Origin of the sequence: Streptomyces sp. NBC_00670, assembly GCF_036226765.1 — a bacterium.
In the GTDB taxonomy this organism is placed as follows: domain Bacteria; phylum Actinomycetota; class Actinomycetes; order Streptomycetales; family Streptomycetaceae; genus Streptomyces.
In genome coordinates this window covers 807,025-830,300 of sequence record NZ_CP109017.1, presented here as the reverse complement: position 1 = coordinate 830,300, position 23,276 = coordinate 807,025, and the positions used below count along the sequence as shown (strand labels likewise).

The window sequence follows — 23,276 nt, the reverse complement described above, 5'->3', positions numbered from 1 at the left end:
CCCCGCAGGGGCCCTTAAGGGGCGCGGGGCTGTATCAATCTGCGGCTCCGCCGCGTGGGCGCGACCAGCCACAACAGACCCGCACCCGCCAACAAACCGAACTCCCCCACCGCTTAGGCGCCCGCACACCCAACCTCACGCATACAACGCCGGCCGCGGGGCCAACTCCACCCCCACACGCGCCCCCGTACGCGCGGACCGCACGCCCGCCTCGGCAGCCGCCGACGACGCATACCCGTCCCACGCACTCGGGCCGCCGACGCGGCCGGCCCGGCACGCGTCCACCCACGCCCGCACCTCCCGGTCGTACGCGTCCGCGAACCGTACGAGGTAGTCCTGCGGCACCTCCCGGGACTCCCGCCCCGGTGCCGTCACCGTCATGCCGTGCTCCTCGCCGATCCGCGCGCTGCCGCCCTCGCAGACCGCCTCGCACCGCACCTGGTAGCCGAAGCCGGTGTTGACGAAGATCTCCACGTCGACCAGCACGCCCCCGTCGGTCTCCAGGATCACGAACTGCGGGTCGACGAGTCCTTCGGGTGCCCGCCCCGTGCTGCCCGGACGCAGCACGGTCACCGCGACCGGTTCCTGGCCGAGCAGCCAGCGGGCCGCGTCGATCTCGTGCGACACCGAACTGTCCACCAGCATCGCGGAGGTGAAGCCGGGCGGTGAGGAGACGTTGCGGTGGACGCAGTGCAGCAGCAGCGGGCGTCCGAGCCCGCCCCCGTCCAGCAGGGACTTCAGCCGCAGGTACTCCGCGTCGTAGCGGCGCATGAACCCGACCTGGACCAGCCGCCGGCCGTGCTTCACCTCCGCCTCGACCACCCGCAGCGCCCCCTCCGCGTCGGGTACCAGCGGCTTCTCGCACAGTACTGGCAGATCGCGGGCGAACGCCTCGTGCAGCGCGGCCTCGTGCGCGGGACCCGGCGAGGCGATCAGCACCGCCTCGACACCCGGCGCGTCCAGCGCGGCGGCCACCTCGGCGTGCGCCGACGCGCCCTCGATGCCCGCCACGGCCGCCTCGGCCCGCGCGGTGTCCGGGTCGGCGACCGCCACCACCCGCGCCCCGCTCACCACCCGGTCGAGCCGGCGAATGTGATCGGCCCCCATGTGACCCGCACCCAGTACCGCGACACCCAACAGCCCGCTCACGTCCGCACACCCCTTCACGATCATCGCCTCGGCGTAGCGTAGGCGGCCGGGACGCGTAGGGGGAGATCAGCCGTCCTCCTGCTCCGGCCCGCACGAACTGCCGTCCGGGGGCAGGGTGCCGTACAGCAGGAAGGTGTCGACCTTGCGGTGCACGCACGGCGAGGAGGCGTAACCGGTGTGTCCCTCGCCCCTGTTGTCGAGCACCACGGCGGAAGGGCCGAGCCGTTTCGCGGTCTCCACCGTCCAGCGGTACGGGGTGGCCGGGTCGCCGCGCGTGCCGACCAGCAGCATCTTCGGCGCGGGCACGTTCCGCACGTCCTCGCGCACGAAGTCGGTGCCCCGGGGGCGGCCGTAGCACATCAGCACCTCGGCCAGCCGGTAGCGGCCGAAGACCGGCGACGCCTCCTCGTACCGCGCGCGCAGCCGGCCGAGGTCGCCGACCACCTGGGCGGCGGTGCGCCGGTCGGGGTCGTCGGCGCAGTTGACGGCCATCAGCGCGGCCGGGAGGTTGTCGGCCGGCACGTCCTCGGGGTCGACGAGCCCGCCGCCGGCCCGGGCGCCCCCGGCGGCGGGGGCAGTGTCCTCGCGCCCCGGCGCGGGGCGGGAGCCGGTCAGGTCCGCGTACCCGGGGACCGGGCCGGGGCGGGGCGGCTCCACGGGAGCGGGGGGTGCGGCGGGGCCGGTGGCGCGGGACGGCGCGGCGGGGCCGTCGGGTGCGGCGGTCCGGGGTGGTACGACCGTGCCGCCGCCGGTGAAGCCCGTGAGGCGGCCGGCGTCACCGCCCTGCGTCAGGTCGGCGAGCGCCTGTTCGAGCGCCGGCCAGAACTCCTTGCTGTACAGCCCCTGTCCGATGGCCGCGACCAGGTCCTGCCCGGTGAACCGTCCGCCGAAGTCGGTCGGCAGCGGATCCTCGTCCAGCGACCCCACCAGCCGTACCACCTGCTCCCGGGCCGCGCGGGCGTCCTGTCCGAACGGGCAGGCGACGTCCTGGACGCACCAGGCGAGGAAGTCCTCCAGCGCCCGCTGCTGTCCCGCCGCGCTCACCACGCCCTGCTCGTCCAGCGGCTCCGTGAGGGTGTCGACGCCGTCGAACACCATCCGCCCGACCTTCTTCGGGAACTGTGCCGCGTACACCGCCCCGAGCCGGGTGCCGTAGGAGAAGCCGAGGTAGTTGAGCCGGTCGTCGCCCAGCGCCTGGCGCATGACGTCCAGGTCGCGGGCCGCGTTCACCGTGCCGATGTGCCGCAGCACCGGCCCCGAGTGCGCGGTGCACTGGGCCACCGCCGAGCGCAGCGCCTTCAGCGCGGCTTCGGGATCCTGTCCGACGGCGCCGTCCTCGGTCGCCGCCAGCATCTCGTCGGTGCCCTCGCCGCAGCTCACGGGGGAGGAGCGGCCGACGCCGCGCGGGTCGAAGGTGACCACGTCGTAGCCCTCGGTCAGACCCATGAAGTCCTTGCCGCCCAGGGCCAACTGGGGGACGCCCGGGCCGCCGGGACCGCCGAAGTTCAGCAGCACCGAACCCCGGGACGGGCCCGACGCGCGGTAGCGGGCCATCGCCAGGTCCAGCGTGCCGGCGGCGGGGCGGGCGTAGTCGAGCGGCACGGTGACCTTGCCGCACTGCAGGTCGGACGGCATGCCGTCGCCCTCGCACACGGACCAGGCGACGCGCTGCCGGTAGAAGCGCGAGAGGTCGGGAGAGGAAGGGGAAGAGGGGGTGGTGCGAGTCGTGGTCGGTGACGGGCCGGTGGCCGCCGCCGGGGCCGACGGGGCGCCGGCCGGGCCCAGCAGGGCGAGTGCCGTCGCCGTGACCGCCGCCGCGGCGGCCGGCCGGCATCCGAACATCGGCAGCATGCGGCCTCCCGGTACGCCCGGCTGCGCACCGGGAACTCCCCCTGTTCGAGCCGTGCCCGCCCCCGGCTCACCATAGGCGGGCCGGGCCCGCGCCGCCTCCGGACGACGGGGGAGGGGCGGCGGGCCGTACGTCGGCGGGGTGTACGTCAGCGGGTCGCGCGGGACGGGTCCGGTGCGGGTCGGCGCTCCTGGCGGTCCCGCGGTGTGCCGCCGGCCGCCGGGCGGGGGACGAACGCCCAGTCCATCCGGGGCTCGACGACGTGCCGGAAGGCGGCCCGTACCGGCGCCGAGCACAGCGCGGTGATCATGCCGACCGCGAGCGCGGTGACCAGCAGCTCACCGGCGGGCGTGTGCAGCCAGGGGTGGTCGTACCAGCCCCAGAAGCGCGAGGACTTGATCAGGAAGCCGTGCAGCAGATAGCCGTACATCGTGCCCGCGCCCAGCGTGGTGAACCACATGTGGCGGCGCGGCACCCAGGCGAGGAAGCACGCCGTCAGCGCCAGCGCGAGCACGAACAGCGCGGGCGTGGTCAGCAGCCCCGCCCAGGCGGGGGCGCCCTGGCCGGTGACCGCGCCCCGGTGGTACAGCCAGCCCGCGTCGAACGACGGGGCCGCCCAGTACGCCACCGCCAGGACGGCCGCGAACACGGGCAGCGCCAGCAGCCGGGCCCGGCGGGTGCGCAGCCGTTCGAAGTGCGCCGGGCGCAGGGTGAGGCCGAGGACGAAGTACGGCAGGAAGCCGAGGACGCGCTGTATCGACAGATCGCCGCCGAGGTCGGGGGAGCAGGCGGCGAGCATCGCCAGGGCCATGGCCAGGGGCAGCGGGTGACGCAGCATCAGCCACAGGGGGGTGGTGAGCCGCCAGATGAACAGCGCGACCAGGAACCACATCACGTACCAGGGGTCCAGCAGGCTCAGCGGGTAGCCCGGGTCGTCCTGTGCCCACCGGTAGAAGAGCGTGTACGCCGTCTCGAAGATCAGGTAGGGGACCACCACGCCGGTGATCAGCCGCTTGAGGCGGCCGGGGGCCATGTCGAAGCTCCGCGAGAAGTAGCCGGAGATCAGGGCGAAGGCGGGCATGTGGAAGGCGTAGACGGTGAGGTAGGCGGCGTGTGCGGTGCGGCTGCCGTAGGTGAGGGGTTCCCAGGCGTGGCCGCAGGCGACCAGCACGATGGTGAGGTATTTCGCGTTGTCGAAGAAGGGGTTGCGGGGGGTGGGCTTGGTGGGGGCCTTGGGTTCGCCGGCTTCCGCGGGGTGGGGTGGTGGGGGTTGTGGGGTGGGGTGCGTGGGTACGGGTGGGGATGAGTGGGGGGCCTGGGGGGTGTCGGGCACCGCATCTCCCATGCGCGGGGACGTTGGACGGACCAGGCGCGCCTGCCCCGTCGTGTACGGGTCATTCATGGGGGCGGCCAAGGCCGCCCCAATGGCGGAACGGGTTTCTCGCCCCCGCCGCCCCTACCCGTCCCGTTGCGCGCCCACGCGGCGGAGCCGCATGTCGACACAGCCCCGCGCCCCTTTTTGGGGCGCGGGGAACTGCGCGATCAGCCACTACGCACCCGCGCCCCCGGAACTCAGCGGCGCGCCATGCCGCGGTCCAGGGCCGCGATTCCCAGTGCCGCCAGGGCGATCTGGATCAGCCATTCGATCCAGTCGACGCCGTTCGTGTCGGCGACGCCGAGGGCCGCGGCGAGGGCGGAGCCGATGAGTGCGGCGACGATGCCGACCAGGATGGTCAGCAGGATGCCGATGTGCTGGCGGCCCGGGACGACGAGGCGGCCCAGTACGCCGATGACGATTCCGATCACGATGGCGCTGACGATGCCCGCGATCTCCATCTCTGCCCCTCCTTGTGAAGTCCTGTAGGGAGTCGCATGCCCGCGTCGGTGGGGAGTATCCGTTCCGGTCCGGCGAGCCGGGCCAGTGCGCGCAGTACGGGCGTACGGCCCCGGCGCGGCACCGTCCAGAGTGTGTGTCCGCGTACGCCCCATCGCGCCAGCAGCGCGCTCGCGGCGAGGAAGCCCGTGGTCGCGGCGCGTTCCATCAGGGCGACCGGCAGCGCCGTGCGCACCAGGTCCCCGGCGACCACCACGGCCGGGTCGGGCGTGCGCACGGTGGGCCGGCCGGCGTGGGTGCCGACGGCGAACAGCGGGCAGTCCGCCCGCCATTCGTGGCGCGCGTCGACGATCCGGGCGTCCCGTGTCTCGGGGTACACCCGGTGCAACTGCTCGACCAGCCGCCGCTGTTCGGCCTCCCGGCCGGCGCCCTCGCCGGGCAGCGCGTACGCGTGCAGTTCGACGACCGAGCCACCGGTCCGCGCCGCCCACCGGGCCGCCTCGCCCTCCCACCGCTCCAGCACGCTGACGTTGTCCAGCGACCCGTACCCGCTGGTGCCGAGGAAGCCCGGCCGGTCCGGCGTCACCGGCCGGTCCAGCCACAGCCGGCTGACCAGGAACGGCGGCGCGGTGCGCAGCCGGGCGATCCCCGCCCGCCACTCCCCGGTGACCAGCCGCGGCGACCCCTCGACGACCGCCTTCAGCCCGCCGGTGTCCAGCGCGAGCACGAGCCCGTCGTACCGCGCCGGGCGGCCCCCGGCCGCGCGGACGACGCACCCGCCGTCCGGCGCCGGATCCACGCCCTCCACCGCCGTCCCGGTACGGATGTCCACGCCCAGGCCGGCCAGATGGCGGGCCAGCGGCTCCCAGAGCGCGGTGGGGAACGGCTCGCGGGGGACGTCGAAGAGGAGGCCCTCGGCGGAGCCGAGGAAGTAGATGTGGAACATCAGCACCATCTCGGCCGCCGACAACTCGCGCGGGTCGGCGAAGAAGCTGCGCGAGAACACCTCGAACGCCAGGTGGTGGGCGGCGGGCGGGAAGCGGATGGAGGCGAGGAAGTCGCGGGCGCTGACGCCGTCCAGCCGCTCGTAGACCTCCGGCACGCGCACGTCGAGCAGGGGCAGCGCGGCTCGCGGCCGCATCCGCAGCAGGTCGCGGCCGCGGAAGGCGGGGCTGAGCGCGGCGAAGCCCAGCGCGCTCCACGGGGGCGTGCGCGGCACGTGCCGGAAGCCGTCGCGCAGGCCGTCGGCGTGCACGAGGGGGTAGTCGGGGAGGCCGGTGAGCAGGTCGAGCCCCGGGTCCGTCCGGCGCAACAGGGCACGCAGGTTGTAGTACTGACGGAAGAACGCGTGGAAGCCGCGGCTCATCGTGACCCGGCTGCCGTCCGCCAGCGCCACCGGGTGTCCCGCCAGCCGGCCGCCGAGCGCCGGCTCGCGTTCGTACAGCGTGACGCGCACGCCCCGTTCGGCCAGCCCGGTCGCCGCCGCGAGCCCCGCGATGCCGCCGCCGACCACCGCGACCGACGGGGCCTCGCCGGTGACGCGGGGGCGGCCGGGCGCGGGATCGAGACGGACCGCCCGGCGGTCCCGGCCGCGCCCCGGGGAGACGGCGCCCGCCGGGGGCCTCACGCGGGCACCCGGCCCACGAACGTGTGGGTGATCCCCGTCTGCCAGCCCGGCAGCGGCAGCACCCGCACCTCCGCGAAGCCGGCCCGCGAGAGCCGCTTCCCGAACGCGGCCGCCGTGTCGAAGCCGACGACGCTGCGCCACAGATGGCGGTAGAGGGCGCCGTCGCCGTACGCGCTGCCGAGCGGGGCGACGAGGCCCCGGCACACGGCGTCCCAGACCAGCCGGTGCGCCCGCCGGCCGCTGAGCGCGTACTCGTGCACCGCGAGCCGCCCGCCCGGCGCCAACAGGCCGCGCACGTCGGCGAGTACGGCGTCCGGATCGGCCACGTTGCGCAGCAGGTACGCCGCGAACACCGCGTCGAACGGTCCGCGTACGCCCTCCTCTGCCAGACGTTCGGCGGGTGCGTGGACGAACGTGACGGGGGCGGCCCACGGTTTGCCGGCGGCGCGGGCCAGCATCCCCGCCGACGCGTCCACCGCGGTGATCTCCGCCCGCGGCAGCACGGCCCGCAGCGCCGCCGTCGACGCGCCCGTGCCGCAGCCCAGGTCGAGGACGCGCGCCCCGGCCCCGCCGTCGGGCAGGCCGAGGCGGCGGGCGGAGCGGCGCAGATGGGCGTGGTAGCCCGGATTGAGGGCGACCAGCGCGTCGTACCGGGGCGCGGCCCGGTCGAACGCGCCGGCCAGCGCCTCGTCGCGCAACAGGGTCATGGGAACTCCTCGGCGGGTGGGGGAGCGGGGTCAGGGGGCGGGAAACGGGCGGCGGGCCAGGCGGGGCAGTTCCGCCGCCGTGCGCAGCATCGGGCGCACGGGGGCGTGCAGGCCGACGGCGAGATCCTCGTACAGGCCGGTGCCGCCGTCGAGGAAGCGCAGCAGCCGTGGCGTCGGCACCCGTTCGAACAGGCGGCTGAAGAACTCCGCGCCGTCCACCCGGCCGGTGTCCAGCGCCCGCAGCAGCACGGCGTCCATCGCCCGGGACCGGGCCGAGTGCGCGGGCGGCGGCAGCGGCCGGCGGCCCGCGCGGACGGCAGCGGCGATCGCGCGGGTCTGCCGCTGCACGGCGGCGAACGTGTACCCCGTCGACGGGCGGGTCGCGCCGCCCGCGGCGCCGATGCGGAAGACGGACGCGCCGGTCGTGCGGGCGAAGGGCGCGTCGGTCATCGGGATGACGCCGGACTCCGTCGCCACCACCTCCAGCGGGCCGAGCCGCAGCACGTCCTCGGTGTACGCGCGCAGCGCCGCGTCGTACGCCGCCCGGGACAGGACGGCGCGGGAGAACTCGGTGTACTCCACCAGCGCTTCGTGCGGCCCGGTCGGCAGGACGTAACCGAACGCCAGTCCGTGCGCCGGGCGGGGGACGCGGAAGTCCATCAGCTCCACCACGGTGGGGTCGAACACGGGGCGGGCGGTGCGGACGAACCACCCGCGGAAGTGCTGGAGCAGGGTGGTGCGGGCGGCGGGCAGGCCGGCGAGCGGCCGGGAGTCGAACACCCAGCGGGCGCGGACGGTGACGGGGGCGCCGCCCGCGTCCGTGCCGAGGAGCTCCGCGCCCCCGCGCACGCTCCGCACCGTCTCCACGGCCATCTCCCGGCGCCGGACCGCGGGGCGCTCGGCGAGCCGCCCCTGCGCGAACGCCTCGAACGCGTCGGAGCGCAGCATCTTGTAGCGCAGCGGGACGGTCTCCCCGACGGTCGCCCGCCCCGTCGGGCCGTGCACCCGCAGCCGCTGCCAGGTGGCGGTGAGGGCGCTGTCGTACGGGCCCGGGCCGCGCTCCCAGTAGCACCAGGTGCGGGGCGGGGGGCGCAGCGGGCCGGGGGGCGCGTCGAGGAGCAGTACGCAGCGGCGGGCGGCCGGTGCGGCGGTGGGGGCGGAGAGCCGGAGGGCGAGGGAGAGGCCGGCGGCGCCCGCGCCGACGATCACCACGTCCGCGTCGTTCACCCGGGGCCTCCTTGTCGCCTGTCCCGCTTGTACCGCACCGCTCGCGTCAGGGATTCCGTCCGGGCGCCGCCTCCGGATGCGGGCGGGGACCCGGAGTTTCGGCCGGCGTTCTCCTTCGCCCTCAGACGTGCCGCTCCTCCGCGTCCCCCAGCCCGTGCCGCAGCCGGCGCAGTCCGCGCCGGGCGTGGCTCTTGACCGTGCCGAGCGGCCAGCCGGTGCGCTCGGCGATCTGGGCCTGGGTCAGGTCCTCGTAGAACGCCAGGCGCAGCACCCGCTGCTGCGCGGACGGCAGTCCGGCGAGCGCGCGGCCGACCAGCACGCGGTCCAGGACCGCCTCGCACGGCTCGTCGGCGTGACCGCCGGGGGCGGTGAGCGGGGTGGCCGAGGCGACGGAGGCGAGCAGGTCCAGACGGCGGGTCCGGGCGGTGAGGGCGTCGGCGATCTTCCGCCGGGCGATGCCGACGATCCAGCCCGCCATCGCCCCCCGCTCGGGACGGTAGCCGTGCCGGCCGCGCCACACCCCGAGGAACACCTGCTGGGTGACGTCCTCGGCCTCGCGCACGTCGCCGAGCGAGCGTGCGGCGAGTCCGTGCACCAGGGCCGACCAGCGGTGGTACGCCGCGGCGAGACACGCCTCGTCCCCCTCGACGAGACCACGGGCCAACTCCTCGTCCCCCGGCCCGTCCTCGACCGGTACCGGCGGTGCGGTCATGGCGGCGGCTCCTCGTATGGCGTATGGGCGACTGCGGTGTACCCAGGTCGCCCCTCGCCATTCTGCGAGGGGGCTCGCGCGTTTTCGTGCGACATGCGGCGCGAGTGTCGCCCCGCGGTCCCGAAGCCGTGCGGGGCTCCGCCCCCGGGGGCAGCCTCGGGGCTCACGCCCCACCCCCGAGGGGGCTCCTCCCCCTGGACCGGGGCTTCGCCCCCCGCCCCCGAGAGGTGTGCGGGGCTTCGCCGCTGCCTCCCACACGTCCGAGCCGTCGGGTTCACCCGGCTGCCGGGGTTCGGGCCGGGAAATCCGTGGGACTCGGAGGGCCGGGCCCTGCCCGGTGAGAGGAGGCGCGCATGTCCGCGACACCCGAGCGCACCGACGTCCTGGTGGTGGGAGCCGGCGTCGCCGGGCTCGCCTGTGCCCGGGACCTCGCGGCTGCCGGCCGCTCCGTCCTCGTCGTCGAGGCCTCCGACGACGTGGGCGGCCGCATGCGCTCCGACCGTCTCGACGGCTTCGTCGTCGACCGCGGCTTCCAGGTCTTCAACACTTCCTACCCGCAGGTCAAACGCCGCCTGAACCTCCGCGACCTGCGCCTGCGCCCCTTCACCCCCGGCGTGCTCACGCACACCGACCACGGCAGGCTCCGCCTGACCGACCCCAGCCGCGACGCCCGCTCCCTCACCGACCTGCTGCGCGGCCGGCTCGCCGCCCCCCGGGACCTGCTCGCGCTCGGCACCCTGTCGGCCCGCGACATGCTCGGCCCGACCGTCCTGCTCAGGCGCGCCGAGGACCGCACCACCCGCACCGCGCTCGCCTCCGCCGGGTTCTCCGAGGAGTTCGTGGAGCGGTTCTTCCGGCCGTTCCTCTCCGGGATCTTCCTGGAGGACCAGCTGGAGACCTCGAGCCGGTTCTTCCACATGGTGTGGCGCAGCATGCTCCGCGGCACCCTGTGCCTGCCCGCCGACGGCATCGGCGCCGTACCCGCGGCGCTCGTCACCGCACTGCCCGCCGGCAGCGTCCTGCTCGACACCCCCGTCGCCCTGCTCACCGACGACGGTGTGCAGACCGCCCACGGCGACCGGCTGGCCGCCCGGGCCGTGGTCGTCGCCACCGGCAAGGGACCGGCCTCGGCCCTGCTGCCCGGCCTCGACGTACCCGCCGGGCGCGTCGTGACGACGTACTACCACGTCGCCCCGCGCCCACCGCTCGCCGAACCCACCCTGCTCACCGACGCACGGCTCCGCTTCCTCAACACCTGCGTACTCAGCGAGGTCGCCCCCACCTACGCGCCCGCGGGGCACGCCCTGATCGCCACCTCCGTCCTCGGCGAGGACAACCCGCAGGCGCGCAAGACGGTGACGTCGGCGCTGGAGGAGGTGTACGAGACCGACACCGCCGGCTGGGACCTGCTCACCGCCCGCACCGTCCGCGACGCGCTTCCCGCGATGCCGCCGCCCCAGCCGCTGAGCCGCACCTCCCGCGTGGCTCCCGGCCGCTACGTGTGCGGCGACCACCGGGCCACCGGCTCGGTCCAGGGCGCCCTCGCCTCCGGCGCCCGCGCCGCCCGCGAGGTGCTCGAGGACCTGACCGGGCGGCGGCACCGGAGGCGCTGAGCGCGCTCGTCCCCGGCGCCCGGCACCCTCACGCGCGCGCCCTGCGGAACCGTTCCAGGCCCTCCGCGAGGTCCACGACCCGCTCCGGATAGTCGCGGGCCGCCTCCCGGTCCCGGCCCCGCAGCTTCCACGGCTCGTGCACCGCGCCCGCCCGCACCTGAGCCAGCTCCGGCACCCAGCGGCGTACGTACGCCCCGTCCGGGTCGAACCGCCTGCCCTGCACCACCGGGTTCAGCACCCGGTTGGGACGGCTGTCCGTCCCCGTACCGGCCACCCACTGCCAGTTCAGCTGGTTGTTGGCGAGGTCGCCGTCGACCAGCAGGTCCAGGAAGTGCCGGGCGCCCACCCGCCAGTCCACGTACAGCGTCTTGGCCAGGAAGCTCGCGGTCAGCAGCCGGCCCCGGTTGTGCATCCAGCCCTCGTGCCGCAGTTGGCGCATCGCCGCGTCGACGACCGGGTAGCCGGTGCGGCCCTCCCGCCACGCCTCGACGTCCTCGCGGGCGCCCCTGGCGGTGCGCCACCGGTCGTGCCGGGTGCGGTAGTCGGCGTGCGCGGCGGCGGGCCGGGCCGCCAGCACCTGCCGGTGGAAGTCCCGCCAGGCGAGCTGCCGTACGAACGCCTCGGCACCCGGCCCGCCCCTGGCGTCCGCCTTGTGCACCACTTCGACGGGGGAGAGGGTGCCGAAGTGCAGATGCGGGGAGAGCCGGGAGGTCGCGTCGCCCGCGAGGTCGTCGTGCCGGTCCTCGTAGTCCTCGACGCCGCCGCGCAGCCAGTCCGCGAGCCGCTTGCGCCCCGCCCGCTCACCGCCGGACGCGAGCCCCGGCGACAGACCGGACAGGGCACCGCGCGAGGGCGGCTCCTCGGAGCCGACGCCGTCCGGGACCGGCACCGTGCGAGGGGCGCCGAGGACGGGCCGCCGACGCTGTTCCGACCAGCGCCGGAGGTACGGCGTGAAGACGGCGAAGTGGTCCCGGCCGCCCGGCGTCACCGCGCCCGGCGCCAGCACGGTGGTCACCGTGTCGTGCACCAGCAGCCGTCTGCCTCCCGCCTCCAGCGCGGTGCGCAGCCGGTCCTCGCGCCGGCGCGCGTGGGCGCTCACGTCGGCGGCCATGTGCACCTCGCGCGCGTCCGCCTCGGCGGCCACCCGGCACACCTCCTCCACCAGGTCCCCGGAGCGCACCACCAGCCGCCCGCCGCGCTCGCGCAGCCCGGCGTCCAGATCGCGCAGGCAGTCCGCGAGGAAGGCGAGCCGGTTGGGCACGGCGAACCCGGCGGCGTCCACCGCGCGGTCGCGCACGAACAACGGCACCACGGCGGACGCTCCGTCCAGCGCGGCGCGCAGCGGCGGATGGTCGTGCAGCCGCAGGTCGGCGGTGAAGAGGACGACGGCGGTGGGCATGGAGGACTCCAAAGGAGACGAGGGCCGGGGGACGGGTGCGGTGCTCAGCGGGGTCCGGGGCGCCGCGGCCGCCGCCGTCGCCGCGGCCACTGCCGTTGCTCCGGCCGCTCCGGGCCGTCGGGTTCAGGTGCGGCCCCGGCGGCCGCCCGCGCGATGTTGCGGGCCATACCGCCGAACACCACCGCGTGGAAGGGCGAGACGCCCCACCAGTACAGATGGCCCAGCAGCCCGTGCGGATGGAACAGGGCCTGCTGGCGGTAGCGGGTGCGGCCGGCGTCGTCCGTGCCGACGTACATCTCCAGCCAGGCGAGCCCCGGCAGCCGCATCTCGGCGCGCAGTCGCAACAACCGTCCCGGCTCGATCTCCTCCACCCGCCAGAAGTCGAGCGAGTCCCCGGCCCGCAGCCGGGCCGCGTCCCGCCGGCCCCGGCGCAGCCCGACCCCGCCGACGAGACGGTCCAGCAGGCCCCGTACGGTCCAGGCGAGCGGGAAGGAGTACCAGCCGTTCTCCCCGCCGATGCCCTCCACCACCCGCCACAGCGCCTTGGGGGAGGCGTCGACGGTCCGCTGCCTGCGGTCGGTGTAGAGGCTGCCGCCGGCCCAGTCGGGGTCGGTGGGCAGCGGATCGCTGGGGGCGCCGGGAACCGAGGCGGAGGACCAGCGGGTGGTGACCTCGGCCTGCTGGATCCGCCGCAGGGCCAGCCGTACCGCCTCGTCGAAGCCGACGGGCCGGCCGGGGGCGGGCGGCAGATACCGTTCGATGTCGTGCTCCCGGCACACCACCTCGTGCCGCAGCGACTCGGTGAGCGGACGCGCCAGGGCCGCCGGCACGGGTGTCACCAGCCCCACCCAGTGGCTGGACAGCCCCGGCGTGAGCAGCGGCACCGGCAGGATGAGGCGGCGGGGCAGCCCGGCGATCCGCGCGTACCGCAGCATCATGTCGCGGTACGTCAGCACGTCCGGGCCGCCGAGGTCGAAGGCGCGGCTGACATCAGCGGGCATCCGTCCGGCGGCGACGAGCGCGCGCAGCACGTCCCGTACCCCGATCGGCTGGATTCGGGTGTGCACCCAGCTCGGCGTGACCATGACCGGCAGCCGCTCGGTGAGGTACCGCAGCATCTCGAACGAGGCCGAGCCGGAGCCGAGGATCACCGCGGCCCGCAGCACGGTGGTGGGCACGCCCGAGTCGAGCAGGATGCGGCCCACCTCGGCGCGGGACCGCAAGTGCGGCGACAGCTCCTCCTCGGGCACCCCGGCGGGGGTGAGACCGCCCAGGTAGACGAGGCGCCGTACGCCGGCCGCGCGCGCCCGTTCGCCGAAGGTGCGGGCGGCCTCGCGGTCGGTGCGCTCGAAGTCGCGGCCGGTGCCGAGGGCGTGGACGAGGTAGTAGGCGACGTCGACGCCGTCCAGCGCGGCGGCGACGGACGCGGCGTCGGTGACGTCGCCCTGCACCACCTCGACGTCCCCCGCCCAGGGGTGGTCGCGCAGCTTGCCGGGGGAGCGCGCCAGTGCCCGCACCCGGGCCCCCGCGTCGAGCAGTTCGGGCACCAGCCGGCCGCCGATGTACCCGGTGGCACCGGTGACCAGACAGAGCGGCCCCTCGTCCCCGCCGTTCCCCGCACTCATCCCGTCGGCTCCTCTCACCCGGCACCACGTCCTCTCACCCGGCATCAGGCCCGCCACCGGCACCGCGTCCGGTCACCCGGCACCACGTCCGGACGGCACTCCTGCCCCGCCACCGCATCCTTCCGCCCCGGACCGACGGGCGGATGCGGTGCCCGCGCCGCCCGCGCGCCGTCGACCGGGGACCGGACCCCGGCCGCCCGGTGATCCCCTGCCGCATCCGGTGGCCGGTCCGGGGCAGAAGAGGAGGCATCCCGTACCGCCGGACGTGTGGCCGACGGTCGTCCCCCGGCCGGCTCCGGCCGCCCGTGCCGAAGCGCCTGGAGAGTGATGTCGTTCCCCGTGCGGCGGGTCCGCCGCCTCGTTCCCGTCCTGCTGATCGTCCTCGTCTGGCTCTGCGTCGGCGGGGCCCTCGGTCCCTTCGCCGGGCGGCTCGGCGAGGTCGCCACCAACGACCAGGCCGCGTTCCTGCCGCGCAGCGCCGAGTCGACGGAGGTCATCGCCGAGCAGAAGGCTTTCCAGCAGCAGGAGACACTTCCCGCGATCGTCGTGTGGACGGCCGAGGACGACGGCGCGGTCGCGTCCCGGCGGGCCGACGCCACCCGCGCCCTCGCCGGGCTCGCCGGTGCGCCGGGCGTGGCCGGCCGGCCGTCGCCCGCCGTCGTCTCCGGGGACGGGCGGGCGCTCCAGGGCGTCGTCCCGCTGCGGCCCGACCTCGGCGACCGGCTGCCCGCCGCCCTGGACCGGGTGCGCGACGCCGCCGGGCGCGTACCCGGCACCACCGTTCAGCTCGCCGGGCCGGCCGCGACCCAGGCCGACCTCTCCGACGCCTTCTCCGGCATCGACGGGCTGCTGCTCGGCGTGGCCCTGGTCACCGTCCTGGTCATCCTGCTGCTGGTGCACCGCAGCGTGCTGCTGCCCCTGGTGATCATCGTCGGCGCGGTCTTCGCGCTGGGACTGGCCTGCGCGGTCGTCTACGCACTCGCCGACCACGGCGTCGTCCGGGTGGACGGACAGGTGCAGGGCATCCTCTCCATCCTCGTCATCGGCGCCGCCACCGACTACGCGCTGCTGCTCACCGCCCGCTTCCGGGAGGAACTCGCCGCCCACGACGACCGGTTCGCCGCCGCGCGCGCCGCCCTGCGCCGGTCCTGGACGACCATCCTCGCCAGCGGCGCGACCGTCGCCCTCGGGCTGCTCGCCCTGCTGCTCAGCGATCTGACGAACAACCGTGCGCTCGGCCCCGTCGGCGCCGTCGGCATCGTCTGCGCGCTGCTCAGCGCCCTGACGTTCCTGCCCGCCGTCCTCGCCCTCCTCGGCCGCGCCGCCTACTGGCCCGGCGGGCGGGCGGCGCACCGCGGGAAGGACGACGCCGGGCGCGGACCGTGGCCGCGGGTCGCCGCGCTCGTGGACCGGGCGCCGCGCCGGGTCTGGGCGCTCACCCTGGCCGGGCTCCTCGCGTGTGCCGCGTTCGCACCGACCCTCTCCTCCAAGGGCGTCCCCCTCGACGAGACGTTCGTCAACGACGCGCCCTCCGTCGCCGCCCAGCAGACGCTCGGCCGGCACTTCCCCGGTGGCGCCGGCAACCCCGCCGTGATCATCGCGGACGCCGGCCGGTACGACGCCGTCCTCGCCGCCGCCCGGCACACCCGCGGCGTCGCCTCCGCCGCCGGAGTGAGCGCCTCGGGCCGCCCCGGCGGGGAACCCCGGACCGTCGACGGCCGGGTACGGATCGACGCCACGCTGGAGGGCACCGCCGACGGCGAGGACGCGCGGCGGACGGTCGCCCGGCTGCGCGACGCCGTCCACGCCGTGCCCGGCGCCGACGCGATCGTCGGCGGCTACACCGCCCAGCGCTACGACACCCTGCGCACCGCCGAGCACGACCGGACGCTCATCGTGCCGGTCGTCCTCGCGATCATCCTCGTCATCCTCATGGGACTGCTGCGCTCCCTGGTGATGCCGGTGCTGCTGGTCGCCACCGTCGCGCTCAGCTTCCTCGCCACGCTCGGGGTGTCCTCCCTGGTCTTCACGCACGTGTTCGGCTTCACCGGCACCGATCCGTCCGTGCCGCTGTACGGATTCGTGTTCCTGGTGGCACTCGGCGTGGACTACAACATCTTCCTGATGTCCCGGGCCCGCGAGGAGACCCTCCGCGCCGGCGTACGGCAGGGGGTGCTGCGGGCGCTGGTCGCCACCGGCGGGGTGATCACCTCCGCCGGGGTCGTGCTGGCCGCGACCTTCGCCGCCCTCGGGGTGATCCCGCTGGCCTTCCTCGTCCAGGTCGCCTTCATCGTCGCCTTCGGCGTGCTCCTGGACACGCTCGCCGTGCGCTCGCTGCTCGTTCCCGCGCTCGTGCGGGACGCCGGGGCGCGCGCCTGGTGGCCGGCCCGGTTCGGCGGATCGGCGGAACGTGGGGACCGTACGCATCCGTGACGGCCCTTCGTGCGGAAGACCTTCATGGAGAACCGAAGACCCGCACAGAGACACGAGCCCGCCTCCGCCCCCGCGAGAGGAACCGCGATGCATCCCACCCTCCGGCACGCCACACTTCGCCACCGTGCCGCCCCCCGCCCGCCCGCCGGAGCCGTCCGGTGAGCGGCGCGGTGCGCACCGTCCCCGGGCCCACCGACCACGTGGTCGTCGTCGGGGCCGGGCTCGCCGGGCTGTCCGCCGCGCTCCATCTCCTGGGCGCCGGGCGGCGGGTGACGGTCGTGGAGCGGGCGGACGGGCCCGGCGGGCGGGCCGGGCTGCTGGAGCGCGGCGGATACCGGTTCGACACCGGGCCCACCGTGCTGACCATGCCGCACCTCGCCGAGGCCGCCTTCGCCGCCGTCGGCGAGACCCTGCGCGACCGGCTCGACCTGATCCCGCTGCACCCCGCCTACCGCGCCCGCTTCGCCGACGGCAGCGGACTCGACGTGCACACCGAGCCGGACGCCATGGAGGCCGAGGTCGAACGGTTCGCGGGACCGGCCGAGGCGGCGGGCTACCGGCGGCTGCGGCACTGGCTCGAACGGCTCTACCGCGCCCAGATGCGCCGCTTCATCGACGCCAACTTCGACTCCCCGCTGCACCTCCTCCACCCCGACCTCGCCCGGCTCGCCGCCCTCGGCGGCTTCGGCCGGCTCGACGCCGCCATCGGCCGCTTCCTGCACGACGAACGGCTGCGCCGCGTCTTCTCCTTCCAGGCCCTCTACGTCGGTGTGCCGCCCGCCCGCGCGCTCGCCGCCTACGCCGTCATCGCCTACATGGACACCGTCGCCGGGGTCTACTTCCCGCGCGGCGGCATGCACGCCCTGCCCCGCGCCATGGCCGACGCCGCCGCCGACGCGGGCGCCGACCTCCGCTACGGACACACCGTCACCGCGCTGGAGCGCAGCGGCAGCCGGGTCACCGCCGTCCGCACCGACCAGGGCCGCATCCCCTGCGACGCCCTCGTCCTCACCCCCGACCTGCCCGTCGCCTACCGCCTCCTCGGCCGCACCCCCCGCCGCCCGCTGCGGCTGCGGCACGCGCCCTCCGCCGTCGTCCTGCACACCGGAACCGACCGCACCTGGCCCGGACTCGGCCACCACACCCTCTCCTTCGGCCACGCCTGGGAGGGCACCTTCCGTCAGATCACCCGCACCGGAGAGCTGATGTCCGACCCGTCGCTGCTGATCACCCGCCCCACCGCCACCGATCCCGGGCTCGCCCCGCCCGGACGTCACGTCCACTACGTCCTCGCCCCCTGCCCCAACACCGACCTCGGCCCCACCGCCGCCGAGTGGAGCGACCTCGCCCCCCGCTACCGCGACCGGCTCCTCACCGAGCTCGAACGCCGGGGACTGCCCGGCCTCGGCGCCGCCCTGGAAGAGGAGTGCCTGGTCACCCCGGCCGACTGGACGGCCGGCGGGCACGCGGCCGGCACCCCGTTCTCCGCCGCGCACACCTTCGCCCAGACCGGCCCGTTCCGGCCCCGCAACCTCGTGCGCGGCACCGACAACGCCGTCCTCGCCGGCTGCGGCACGACTCCCGGCGTCGGCGTCCCGACGGTCCTCGTCTCCGGCCGGCTCGCCGCCGAACGCGTCACGGGCGTCACCGCCGAGCGCCGCACGGGCGGCCGCACCGTACCGGCCCGCCGCCGTCCGCGCCCCGCCGGACAGGGGACCACCCCGTGACCCGGCGCGAGCTGGACGCGGCCGGCATCACCGACCCCGCGCTGCGCGCCGCGTACGCCACCTGCCGGGAGCTCAACGCCCGCCACGGCCGTACGTACTTCCTCGCCACCCGGCTGCTGCCCGCCGAGCGCCGGCCCGCCGTGCACGCGCTGTACGGGTTCGCCCGCTGGGCCGACGACCTCGTCGATCTCCCCGACCCGGCCACCGGCCTCGCGGGCAGCGCGGCCGCCCTGGACCGGCTCGAACAGCGTCTGGTGGCCGGGCTGCGCGGCGGCGACAGCGACGAACCCGTGGTCCGCGCCCTCGCCGACACCGCCGGGCGCTACGCCATCGACCACCGGCACTTCACCGACTTCATGGCGTCCATGCGCAGCGATCTGACCGTCACCGACTACCCCACCTACGACGACCTGCGCGGCTACATGCACGGTTCGGCGGCCGTGATCGGGCTGCAGATGGTGCCGGTCCTCGGCACCGTCGTCCCGCGCGCGGAGGCCGAGCCGTACGCCGCCGCGCTCGGCCTCGCCTTCCAGCTCACCAACTTCCTGCGGGACGTGGGCGAGGACCTCGACCGGGGCCGCATCTACCTCCCCGCCGACCTGCTGGCCGCCCACGGCGTCGACCGCGTCCTGCTGCGCTGGAGCAGGGACACCGGCCGCCGCGACCCCCGCATCACCGCCGCGCTGCGCGCCGCCGAGGACCTCACCCGGGGCGTCTACCGGCAGGCGGTGCCCGGGCTCGCCCTGCTCGACCCGGTGGCGCGGCCGTGCATCAGGACCGCGTGCGTGCTCTACGGCGGCATCCTGGACGCCGTCGCCCAGGACGGCCACGCCGTGCTGCACCGCCGGGCCGTCGTCCCCCGGCGCCGCCGGCTCGCCGTGGCCGTCGACGGCCTGACCCGGGTGACGAACGCCCGGCTGCGCGCCCGCCGTGCCCGCCGTACCGGCACCGGCTCCGACGGCATCCCGTACCCCGCCCTCGTGGCCCCCGCATCCGAGGAGCCCAGAGAGAAGGAGACCGTATGACCCCCGCCCCGGGCGGCGGGAGCCGTCCGCCCCGTGCCGCCCGGCTTCCGCTGCGGCTGCGGCGCCACGCCCCCGCCTGGGCGGCGCAGCGGCCCACCTGGCAGGACGCCAAACCCGCGCTGATCGGCGGGCTGCTGAAGGAGGCGCTCGCCCGCCCCGCCGGCAACTGGTTCGTCGTCGGCGCCTCCCGGGACGTCCCCGCCGACCGCCCCCTCGCCCGTACCGTCGCCGGACACGAGGTGGTCCTGTGGCGCGACGCCGAGGGCGCCCTCGTGGGCGGCCCGGGCAGCTGCCCGCACCTGGGCGCCCCCCTGCGCGAGGGCCCCGTCCGCTGCGGCACCCTGGTGTGCCGCTGGCACGGGCTGGCCCTGGACGGCACCGCCCGCGCGGGCTGGCAGCCGTACCCCGCGCACGACGACGGCGTCCTGGTCTGGGTACGCCTGGACGACGCCGGCGGCGAGGACCCGCTGCCCGCCCCGCTCGTGCCGCCCCGCCCCGCCACCGCCCGCGCGCTGGCCGCCGTCCACGTCGCCGCCGGCACCTGCGAGCCGGAGGACGTCGTCGCCAACCGGCTCGACCCCTGGCACGGGGCCTGGTTCCACCCCTACTCGTTCGTCGACCTCACCGTCGTCTCCGTGCCCGACGCCAGGAGCGCGGACCCGGACGACGGACTGGTCGTGGACGTGGCGTTCAAGGTGGCCGGACGGCTCGTCGTGCCGGTCCGCGCCGTGTTCACCGCGCCCGGACCCCGCACCGTCGTCATGCGCATCACCGAGGGAGAGGGCGCGGGCTCCGTCGTCGAGACGCACGCCACCCCGCTCGGCACCGACGCCCGGGGCCGCCCGCGCACCGCCGTCGTCGAGGCCGTCGTCGCCGTCTCCGACCGGCCGGGCTTCGCCCTCGCCCGCCGCGCCGCTCCCGTCGTACGGCCGCTGATGCGCGCCGCCTCCGGACGGCTGTGGCGCGACGACCTCGCCTACGCGGAGCGCCGCTGGGAGCTGCGCGCCACCGGCCGCTTCCCGGGCTGAGGCCCAGCCCCTGCCTCCGACCCTCCGTCAGCAACCGAGGACGAAGGCCGTCGTGACCCGCACATGTCCAGGCGGAACCGGGGCAAGCGGAGGAATACGAGGGTGGACGGCAGGAAACGGAAGTCGAATCGGAGGTGGCATCCGCGATGAGCGCGAAGGTGCTGGAGTGTTTCCCCGCAGGGGCCCCGCGCGGATCGTGGCCGGCGGAGGAGTTCGCCGCCCAGCGCCGCGCCGAGGGCGAGGCGGCGACCGTGGTGATGGACCTCGAACAGGACGCGTTCCTCGTGGTGGTCCCCGCGGCGGAGGACGAGCAGCGACCGGCGTGACCCGGACAGGGGGGAGGGGCGTCCGTACCGCTGACGGACGCCCCTCTCGCATGGTGTCATGTACCTGATCTGACGCCCCGGATCCGATCCCACCGGATCCGATCCCACCGGATCCGGTCCCGCCGGCTCCGGTCCCCCCGTCATGCACCGCCCCGCCGAAGGGCCCCGCCATGCGCACCCCCCGCACCGTCGCACTCGCCGCGACCTCCGGCGCCGCCGCACTGGCCGCGCTGCTCACCGCCCCCACGCCCGCCGCCTCCCTGCCCGCCGGCACCGTCCCCACCGCCGGCACCTACTACGTCCAGAGCGCCACCACCGGACTCGCCGCCGCCGACGCCTCCGGCACCGTCGCCCAGCACAACCCGCGGGGCGACGAGGACCACCAGCAGTGGACCCTGCGCGCCGACGGCTCCGCGTACCGCCTCGAGAGCACCGACACCGCGGGCAGTTGCCTGGGGCGCGCGGGCGACGCGGCGAGAACCGTCGCCTGTACGAGCGCCGACGCCGCCTGGGAGATCACCCCGGCCGACGATGACACATACACCCTCAAGGCGCCCGGCACCGAGCGGTACCTCACCGTCGCCGCCAAGCCCGCCGGCGCGAACTATCCGGCCCCGCTCGCCCTCGGCGCCTCCGGCGAACTGGCCTCCTGGTACCTCACCCCGGTCACCTCACCCACCCGCCCCATGCCGCCCGCCGACCAGCGCACCCTGGACCAGGTCACCTTCCTCACCGCGCACAACGCTTACGCCAACGGCGTCGACGGCGGCTTCGCCCCGCCCTTCGTCAACCTCGTGCCCAACCAGACCCGCGGCATCGACCAGCAACTCGCCGACGGCGTACGGGGCTTCATGCTCGACCTGCACCAGACCCCGGACGGCGCGATCCTCTGCCACGACAGCTGCACCCTGGTCAGCCGGCCGGTCGCCCTCTGGGTGGACCTTCAGCGCATGGTGGACTTCCTCGCCGCCCACCCCGACCAGTTCGTCACCGTCTTCATGGAGGACTACGTCGACCCCGGCGTCCTGCGCGCCGAACTCGCCCGCGTGCAGGGCCTGTCCGACGTCCTCTACCGCCCCGACCGGACGGGCGTGCGGCAGAACGGCTGGCCCCGCATGGCCGACCTCGTCGCCGCCGGTCACCGGCTGCTGCTCTTCACCGACCACAGCCGCGCCGCCGACGAGTCCGCCGGACTCACCCGGGACAGCTTCGGGGTGATGTACCAGCGGGAATGGACGGTGGAGAACTACTGGTCCATGGGGTCCGGGATCGGCTCCTCCGACTGGTCCTGCTACAGCCGCTGGTACGACGCGGGCACCACGCTCCCGCTCACCCGCACCGAACCCGGCTTCCGCCCGCTGTTCGTCATGAACCACTTCCGGGACGCCACGATCACCTCCACCGCCCGCACCGACAACACCAAACTCGCCGACCGCGCCCGGCGGTTCTGCCAGCCGGCCGCCCGCAAGAAGCCCACGTACCTCGCCGTGGACCGCTACGACCTCGGCGATCCGGCGGCCGCGGTGAACACCCTGAACACGTACGTGTATCCGTGACGCGGGCGTGATGCGCGGGCGGTCAGGTGCGACCGCCCGCCGCTGTCCTGCGCGTGCGGGACGACCGTCGGCAGGCCGCCGATCCGGGCGCGTTCCGGCGGTGCGACCGGGGCCGCACCGATGCGGGGCTCGGTCCCGGGGCCCGCACGGCCGTGACGCACGCGCACGTGACCGCCCCACCCCCGCCCGCCGGGGACTACCCCAGCCGGCGTCGGAGGAACGCGAGCGTGCTGTCCCACGCCGCCCCCGACGCCTCCGCGTCGTACGCCTCCGGCCGGCCGTCGTTGAAGAACGCGTGACCCGCGGGGTACACCCGCAGATCCGGCTCGACGCCCGCGCCCCGCCGGATCGCCTCCGCCAGCTCCTCCAGCCGCTCCCGCGGAATGCTTTCGTCCCGCTCCCCGTAGTGCCCCAGCACCTCCGCCCGCAGCCCGGAGAAGTCCGGCATCTCCCCCTGGATGACGCCGTAGAACGGCACCGCCGCGCTCACCCGCGGGTCCGCCGCCGCCTGGTACAGCACGAACCCGCCGCCCATGCAGAACCCGACCGACCCGACCGTCCCGGAGGTCACCTCCGGGAGCCCCAGCAGATGGTCGACCGCCCCGGACAGCAGCTCCACCCCGCGCGCCACCGGCAGCGCCCGCATCATCCGCAGGGCTTCGTCGCTGTCGTGGGCGACATTGCCGCCGTACAGATCGGGGGCGAGGGCCACGAATCCCTCCGCGGCCAGCCGGCGGGTGACGTCGGCGATGTGGTCGGTCAGCCCCCACCACTCCTGGATGACGACGACCCCGGGCCCCCGCCCGGACGGCGGGAGGGCCAGATACCCGTGGGCCGTCGTACCGGCGCTCGGGAAGGTCACGTTCTGATGGGCGGGGGCCCCGGTGGACTTCGGCAGTTCGGACAACGTGCTCAACTCCTGTGGGGGGAGGCGGTGAAGGACGCCTTCGCTGCGGGCGCCGGGACCGCACGCCCCGGCGTGATCTTCAACCATGCCACGCACTCGCACCGTGTTACGTATAACCTGTGCCCATGAACCGCATCGCCCTGGTCACCCTCGTCGTAGCCGACTACGACGAGGCGATCCGCTTCTACACCGACGCCCTCGGCTTCCGGCTCGTCGAGGACGCGCCCCGCCCCGACGGCTCCCGCTGGGTCGTCGTCGAACCCGCCGGGACGCCCGCCGGCGGCACCGGGCTGCTGCTCGCCCGCGCCAAGAACGACCCGCAGCGCGCTCGCGTCGGCGACCAGACCGGCGGCCGCGTGGGCCTCTTCCTGCACACCGACGACTTCGCCGGCGCCCACGCCCGGATGCGCGCCGCCGGCGTCACCTTCCTGGAGGAGCCCCGGCACGAGCCGTACGGCACGGTCGCCGTCTTCCAGGACCTCTACGGCAACCGCTGGGACCTCCTCCAGCCCGCCACCCCCACCACCTGAAC

19 protein-coding genes are annotated in these 23,276 nt (G+C 75.7%); 8 read left to right on the top strand and 11 right to left on the bottom strand.

Features of this window, described 5'->3' with window-relative positions; all coding sequences use genetic code 11:
* Positions 1 to 135: 135 nt before the first annotated feature.
* From OIE12_RS03605 to OIE12_RS03570, 8 genes are all read right to left on the bottom strand, one after another.
* Positions 136 to 1,149: a Gfo/Idh/MocA family protein gene (locus OIE12_RS03605; RefSeq protein ID WP_329131624.1), complete on the bottom strand. Its 1,014-nt coding sequence runs from the start codon at positions 1,147 to 1,149 to the stop codon at positions 136 to 138.
* A 66-nt stretch (positions 1,150 to 1,215) separates the two neighbouring features.
* Complete coding sequence (locus OIE12_RS03600; RefSeq protein WP_329131622.1) at positions 1,216 to 3,000, bottom strand: alpha/beta hydrolase; 1,785 nt, start codon at positions 2,998 to 3,000, stop codon at positions 1,216 to 1,218.
* 146 nt (positions 3,001 to 3,146) lie between these two features.
* Entirely contained in the window at positions 3,147 to 4,343 is a 1,197-nt protein-coding gene (locus OIE12_RS03595) for an acyltransferase family protein (RefSeq protein ID WP_443053754.1), read from the bottom strand.
* Positions 4,344 to 4,570: 227 nt separating this feature from the next.
* Positions 4,571 to 4,834, bottom strand: a complete 264-nt coding sequence (locus OIE12_RS03590; RefSeq protein WP_329131618.1) for a GlsB/YeaQ/YmgE family stress response membrane protein — start codon at positions 4,832 to 4,834, stop codon at positions 4,571 to 4,573.
* The gene (locus tag OIE12_RS03585; RefSeq protein ID WP_329131616.1) at positions 4,801 to 6,459 is read right to left on the bottom strand and encodes an NAD(P)/FAD-dependent oxidoreductase; all 1,659 of its coding nucleotides are present in this window, start codon (positions 6,457 to 6,459) and stop codon (positions 4,801 to 4,803) included. The genes OIE12_RS03590 and OIE12_RS03585 overlap by 34 nt, the downstream gene beginning before the upstream one ends.
* The gene (locus OIE12_RS03580) at positions 6,456 to 7,166 is read right to left on the bottom strand and encodes a class I SAM-dependent methyltransferase (RefSeq protein ID WP_329131614.1); all 711 of its coding nucleotides are present in this window, start codon (positions 7,164 to 7,166) and stop codon (positions 6,456 to 6,458) included. Before OIE12_RS03580 ends, OIE12_RS03585 begins: the two co-directional genes overlap by 4 nt.
* Positions 7,167 to 7,196: 30 nt before the next feature.
* Entirely contained in the window at positions 7,197 to 8,393 is a 1,197-nt protein-coding gene (locus tag OIE12_RS03575; RefSeq protein ID WP_329131611.1) for a lycopene cyclase family protein, read from the bottom strand.
* Positions 8,394 to 8,514: 121 nt separating this feature from the next.
* Positions 8,515 to 9,105 carry a sigma-70 family RNA polymerase sigma factor gene (locus OIE12_RS03570; protein WP_329131608.1) on the bottom strand — a complete coding sequence of 197 codons (591 nt, stop codon included), beginning with the start codon at positions 9,103 to 9,105 and terminating at the stop codon, positions 8,515 to 8,517.
* Between the two features lie 353 nt (positions 9,106 to 9,458).
* On the opposite strand from OIE12_RS03570, the gene OIE12_RS03565 reads away from it, so the two are divergent.
* Positions 9,459 to 10,718, top strand: a complete 1,260-nt coding sequence (locus OIE12_RS03565) for an NAD(P)/FAD-dependent oxidoreductase (protein WP_329131606.1) — start codon at positions 9,459 to 9,461, stop codon at positions 10,716 to 10,718.
* 28 nt (positions 10,719 to 10,746) lie between these two features.
* Here OIE12_RS03565 and OIE12_RS03560 read toward each other — a convergent pair whose 3' ends face one another.
* Both OIE12_RS03560 and OIE12_RS03555 read right to left on the bottom strand, forming a co-directional pair.
* Entirely contained in the window at positions 10,747 to 12,117 is a 1,371-nt protein-coding gene (locus OIE12_RS03560) for a cryptochrome/photolyase family protein (RefSeq protein ID WP_329131604.1), read from the bottom strand.
* Between the two features lie 44 nt (positions 12,118 to 12,161).
* A complete protein-coding gene (locus tag OIE12_RS03555) occupies positions 12,162 to 13,742 on the bottom strand; it encodes an SDR family oxidoreductase (RefSeq protein ID WP_329131601.1) in 1,581 nt (526 codons plus the stop codon).
* A 327-nt stretch (positions 13,743 to 14,069) separates the two neighbouring features.
* Between OIE12_RS03555 and OIE12_RS03550 the strand changes: the two genes are divergently transcribed.
* From OIE12_RS03550 to OIE12_RS03525, 6 genes are all read left to right on the top strand, one after another.
* Positions 14,070 to 16,175, top strand: a complete 2,106-nt coding sequence (locus OIE12_RS03550) for an MMPL family transporter (RefSeq protein WP_329131599.1) — start codon at positions 14,070 to 14,072, stop codon at positions 16,173 to 16,175.
* A gap of 158 nt (positions 16,176 to 16,333) precedes the next feature.
* On the top strand, positions 16,334 to 17,902 hold the full coding sequence (gene crtI, locus OIE12_RS03545) for a phytoene desaturase family protein (RefSeq protein WP_329131598.1): 1,569 nt from the start codon (positions 16,334 to 16,336) through the stop codon (positions 17,900 to 17,902).
* Positions 17,899 to 18,927 carry a phytoene/squalene synthase family protein gene (locus tag OIE12_RS03540; RefSeq protein ID WP_329131596.1) on the top strand — a complete coding sequence of 343 codons (1,029 nt, stop codon included), beginning with the start codon at positions 17,899 to 17,901 and terminating at the stop codon, positions 18,925 to 18,927. The genes crtI and OIE12_RS03540 overlap by 4 nt, the downstream gene beginning before the upstream one ends.
* Entirely contained in the window at positions 18,924 to 19,955 is a 1,032-nt protein-coding gene (locus tag OIE12_RS03535; RefSeq protein WP_329131594.1) for a DUF5914 domain-containing protein, read from the top strand. The genes OIE12_RS03540 and OIE12_RS03535 overlap by 4 nt, the downstream gene beginning before the upstream one ends.
* A gap of 146 nt (positions 19,956 to 20,101) precedes the next feature.
* On the top strand, positions 20,102 to 20,281 hold the full coding sequence (locus OIE12_RS03530; RefSeq protein ID WP_030377973.1) for a hypothetical protein: 180 nt from the start codon (positions 20,102 to 20,104) through the stop codon (positions 20,279 to 20,281).
* A 170-nt stretch (positions 20,282 to 20,451) separates the two neighbouring features.
* Positions 20,452 to 21,837 (top strand): phospholipase, encoded by a 1,386-nt coding sequence (locus OIE12_RS03525; protein WP_329131591.1) that lies wholly within the window; start codon positions 20,452 to 20,454, stop codon positions 21,835 to 21,837.
* A 196-nt stretch (positions 21,838 to 22,033) separates the two neighbouring features.
* Here the strand turns inward: OIE12_RS03525 and OIE12_RS03520 are convergent, their stop codons facing one another.
* Positions 22,034 to 22,744 (bottom strand): dienelactone hydrolase family protein, encoded by a 711-nt coding sequence (locus tag OIE12_RS03520; protein WP_329141717.1) that lies wholly within the window; start codon positions 22,742 to 22,744, stop codon positions 22,034 to 22,036.
* A 125-nt stretch (positions 22,745 to 22,869) separates the two neighbouring features.
* On the opposite strand from OIE12_RS03520, the gene OIE12_RS03515 reads away from it, so the two are divergent.
* Positions 22,870 to 23,274: a VOC family protein gene (locus OIE12_RS03515; RefSeq protein WP_329131589.1), complete on the top strand. Its 405-nt coding sequence runs from the start codon at positions 22,870 to 22,872 to the stop codon at positions 23,272 to 23,274.
* Positions 23,275 to 23,276: the final 2 nt, after the last annotated feature.

Coding starts and splice junctions, on each gene's coding strand:
- OIE12_RS03600 (WP_329131622.1), bottom strand. CDS start 3,000: ATGCTGCCGATGTTCGGATGCCGGCCGGCCGCCGCGGCGGCGGTCACG.
- OIE12_RS03535 (WP_329131594.1), top strand. CDS start 18,924: ATGACCCCCGCCCCGGGCGGCGGGAGCCGTCCGCCCCGTGCCGCCCGG.
- OIE12_RS03525 (WP_329131591.1), top strand. CDS start 20,452: ATGCGCACCCCCCGCACCGTCGCACTCGCCGCGACCTCCGGCGCCGCC.
- OIE12_RS03580 (WP_329131614.1), bottom strand. CDS start 7,166: ATGACCCTGTTGCGCGACGAGGCGCTGGCCGGCGCGTTCGACCGGGCC.
- OIE12_RS03595 (WP_443053754.1), bottom strand. CDS start 4,343: ATGGGAGATGCGGTGCCCGACACCCCCCAGGCCCCCCACTCATCCCCA.
- OIE12_RS03555 (WP_329131601.1), bottom strand. CDS start 13,742: ATGAGTGCGGGGAACGGCGGGGACGAGGGGCCGCTCTGTCTGGTCACC.
- OIE12_RS03560 (WP_329131604.1), bottom strand. CDS start 12,117: ATGCCCACCGCCGTCGTCCTCTTCACCGCCGACCTGCGGCTGCACGAC.
- OIE12_RS03515 (WP_329131589.1), top strand. CDS start 22,870: ATGAACCGCATCGCCCTGGTCACCCTCGTCGTAGCCGACTACGACGAG.
- OIE12_RS03550 (WP_329131599.1), top strand. CDS start 14,070: ATGTCGTTCCCCGTGCGGCGGGTCCGCCGCCTCGTTCCCGTCCTGCTG.
- OIE12_RS03565 (WP_329131606.1), top strand. CDS start 9,459: ATGTCCGCGACACCCGAGCGCACCGACGTCCTGGTGGTGGGAGCCGGC.
- OIE12_RS03570 (WP_329131608.1), bottom strand. CDS start 9,105: ATGACCGCACCGCCGGTACCGGTCGAGGACGGGCCGGGGGACGAGGAG.
- OIE12_RS03530 (WP_030377973.1), top strand. CDS start 20,102: ATGAGCGCGAAGGTGCTGGAGTGTTTCCCCGCAGGGGCCCCGCGCGGA.
- OIE12_RS03590 (WP_329131618.1), bottom strand. CDS start 4,834: ATGGAGATCGCGGGCATCGTCAGCGCCATCGTGATCGGAATCGTCATC.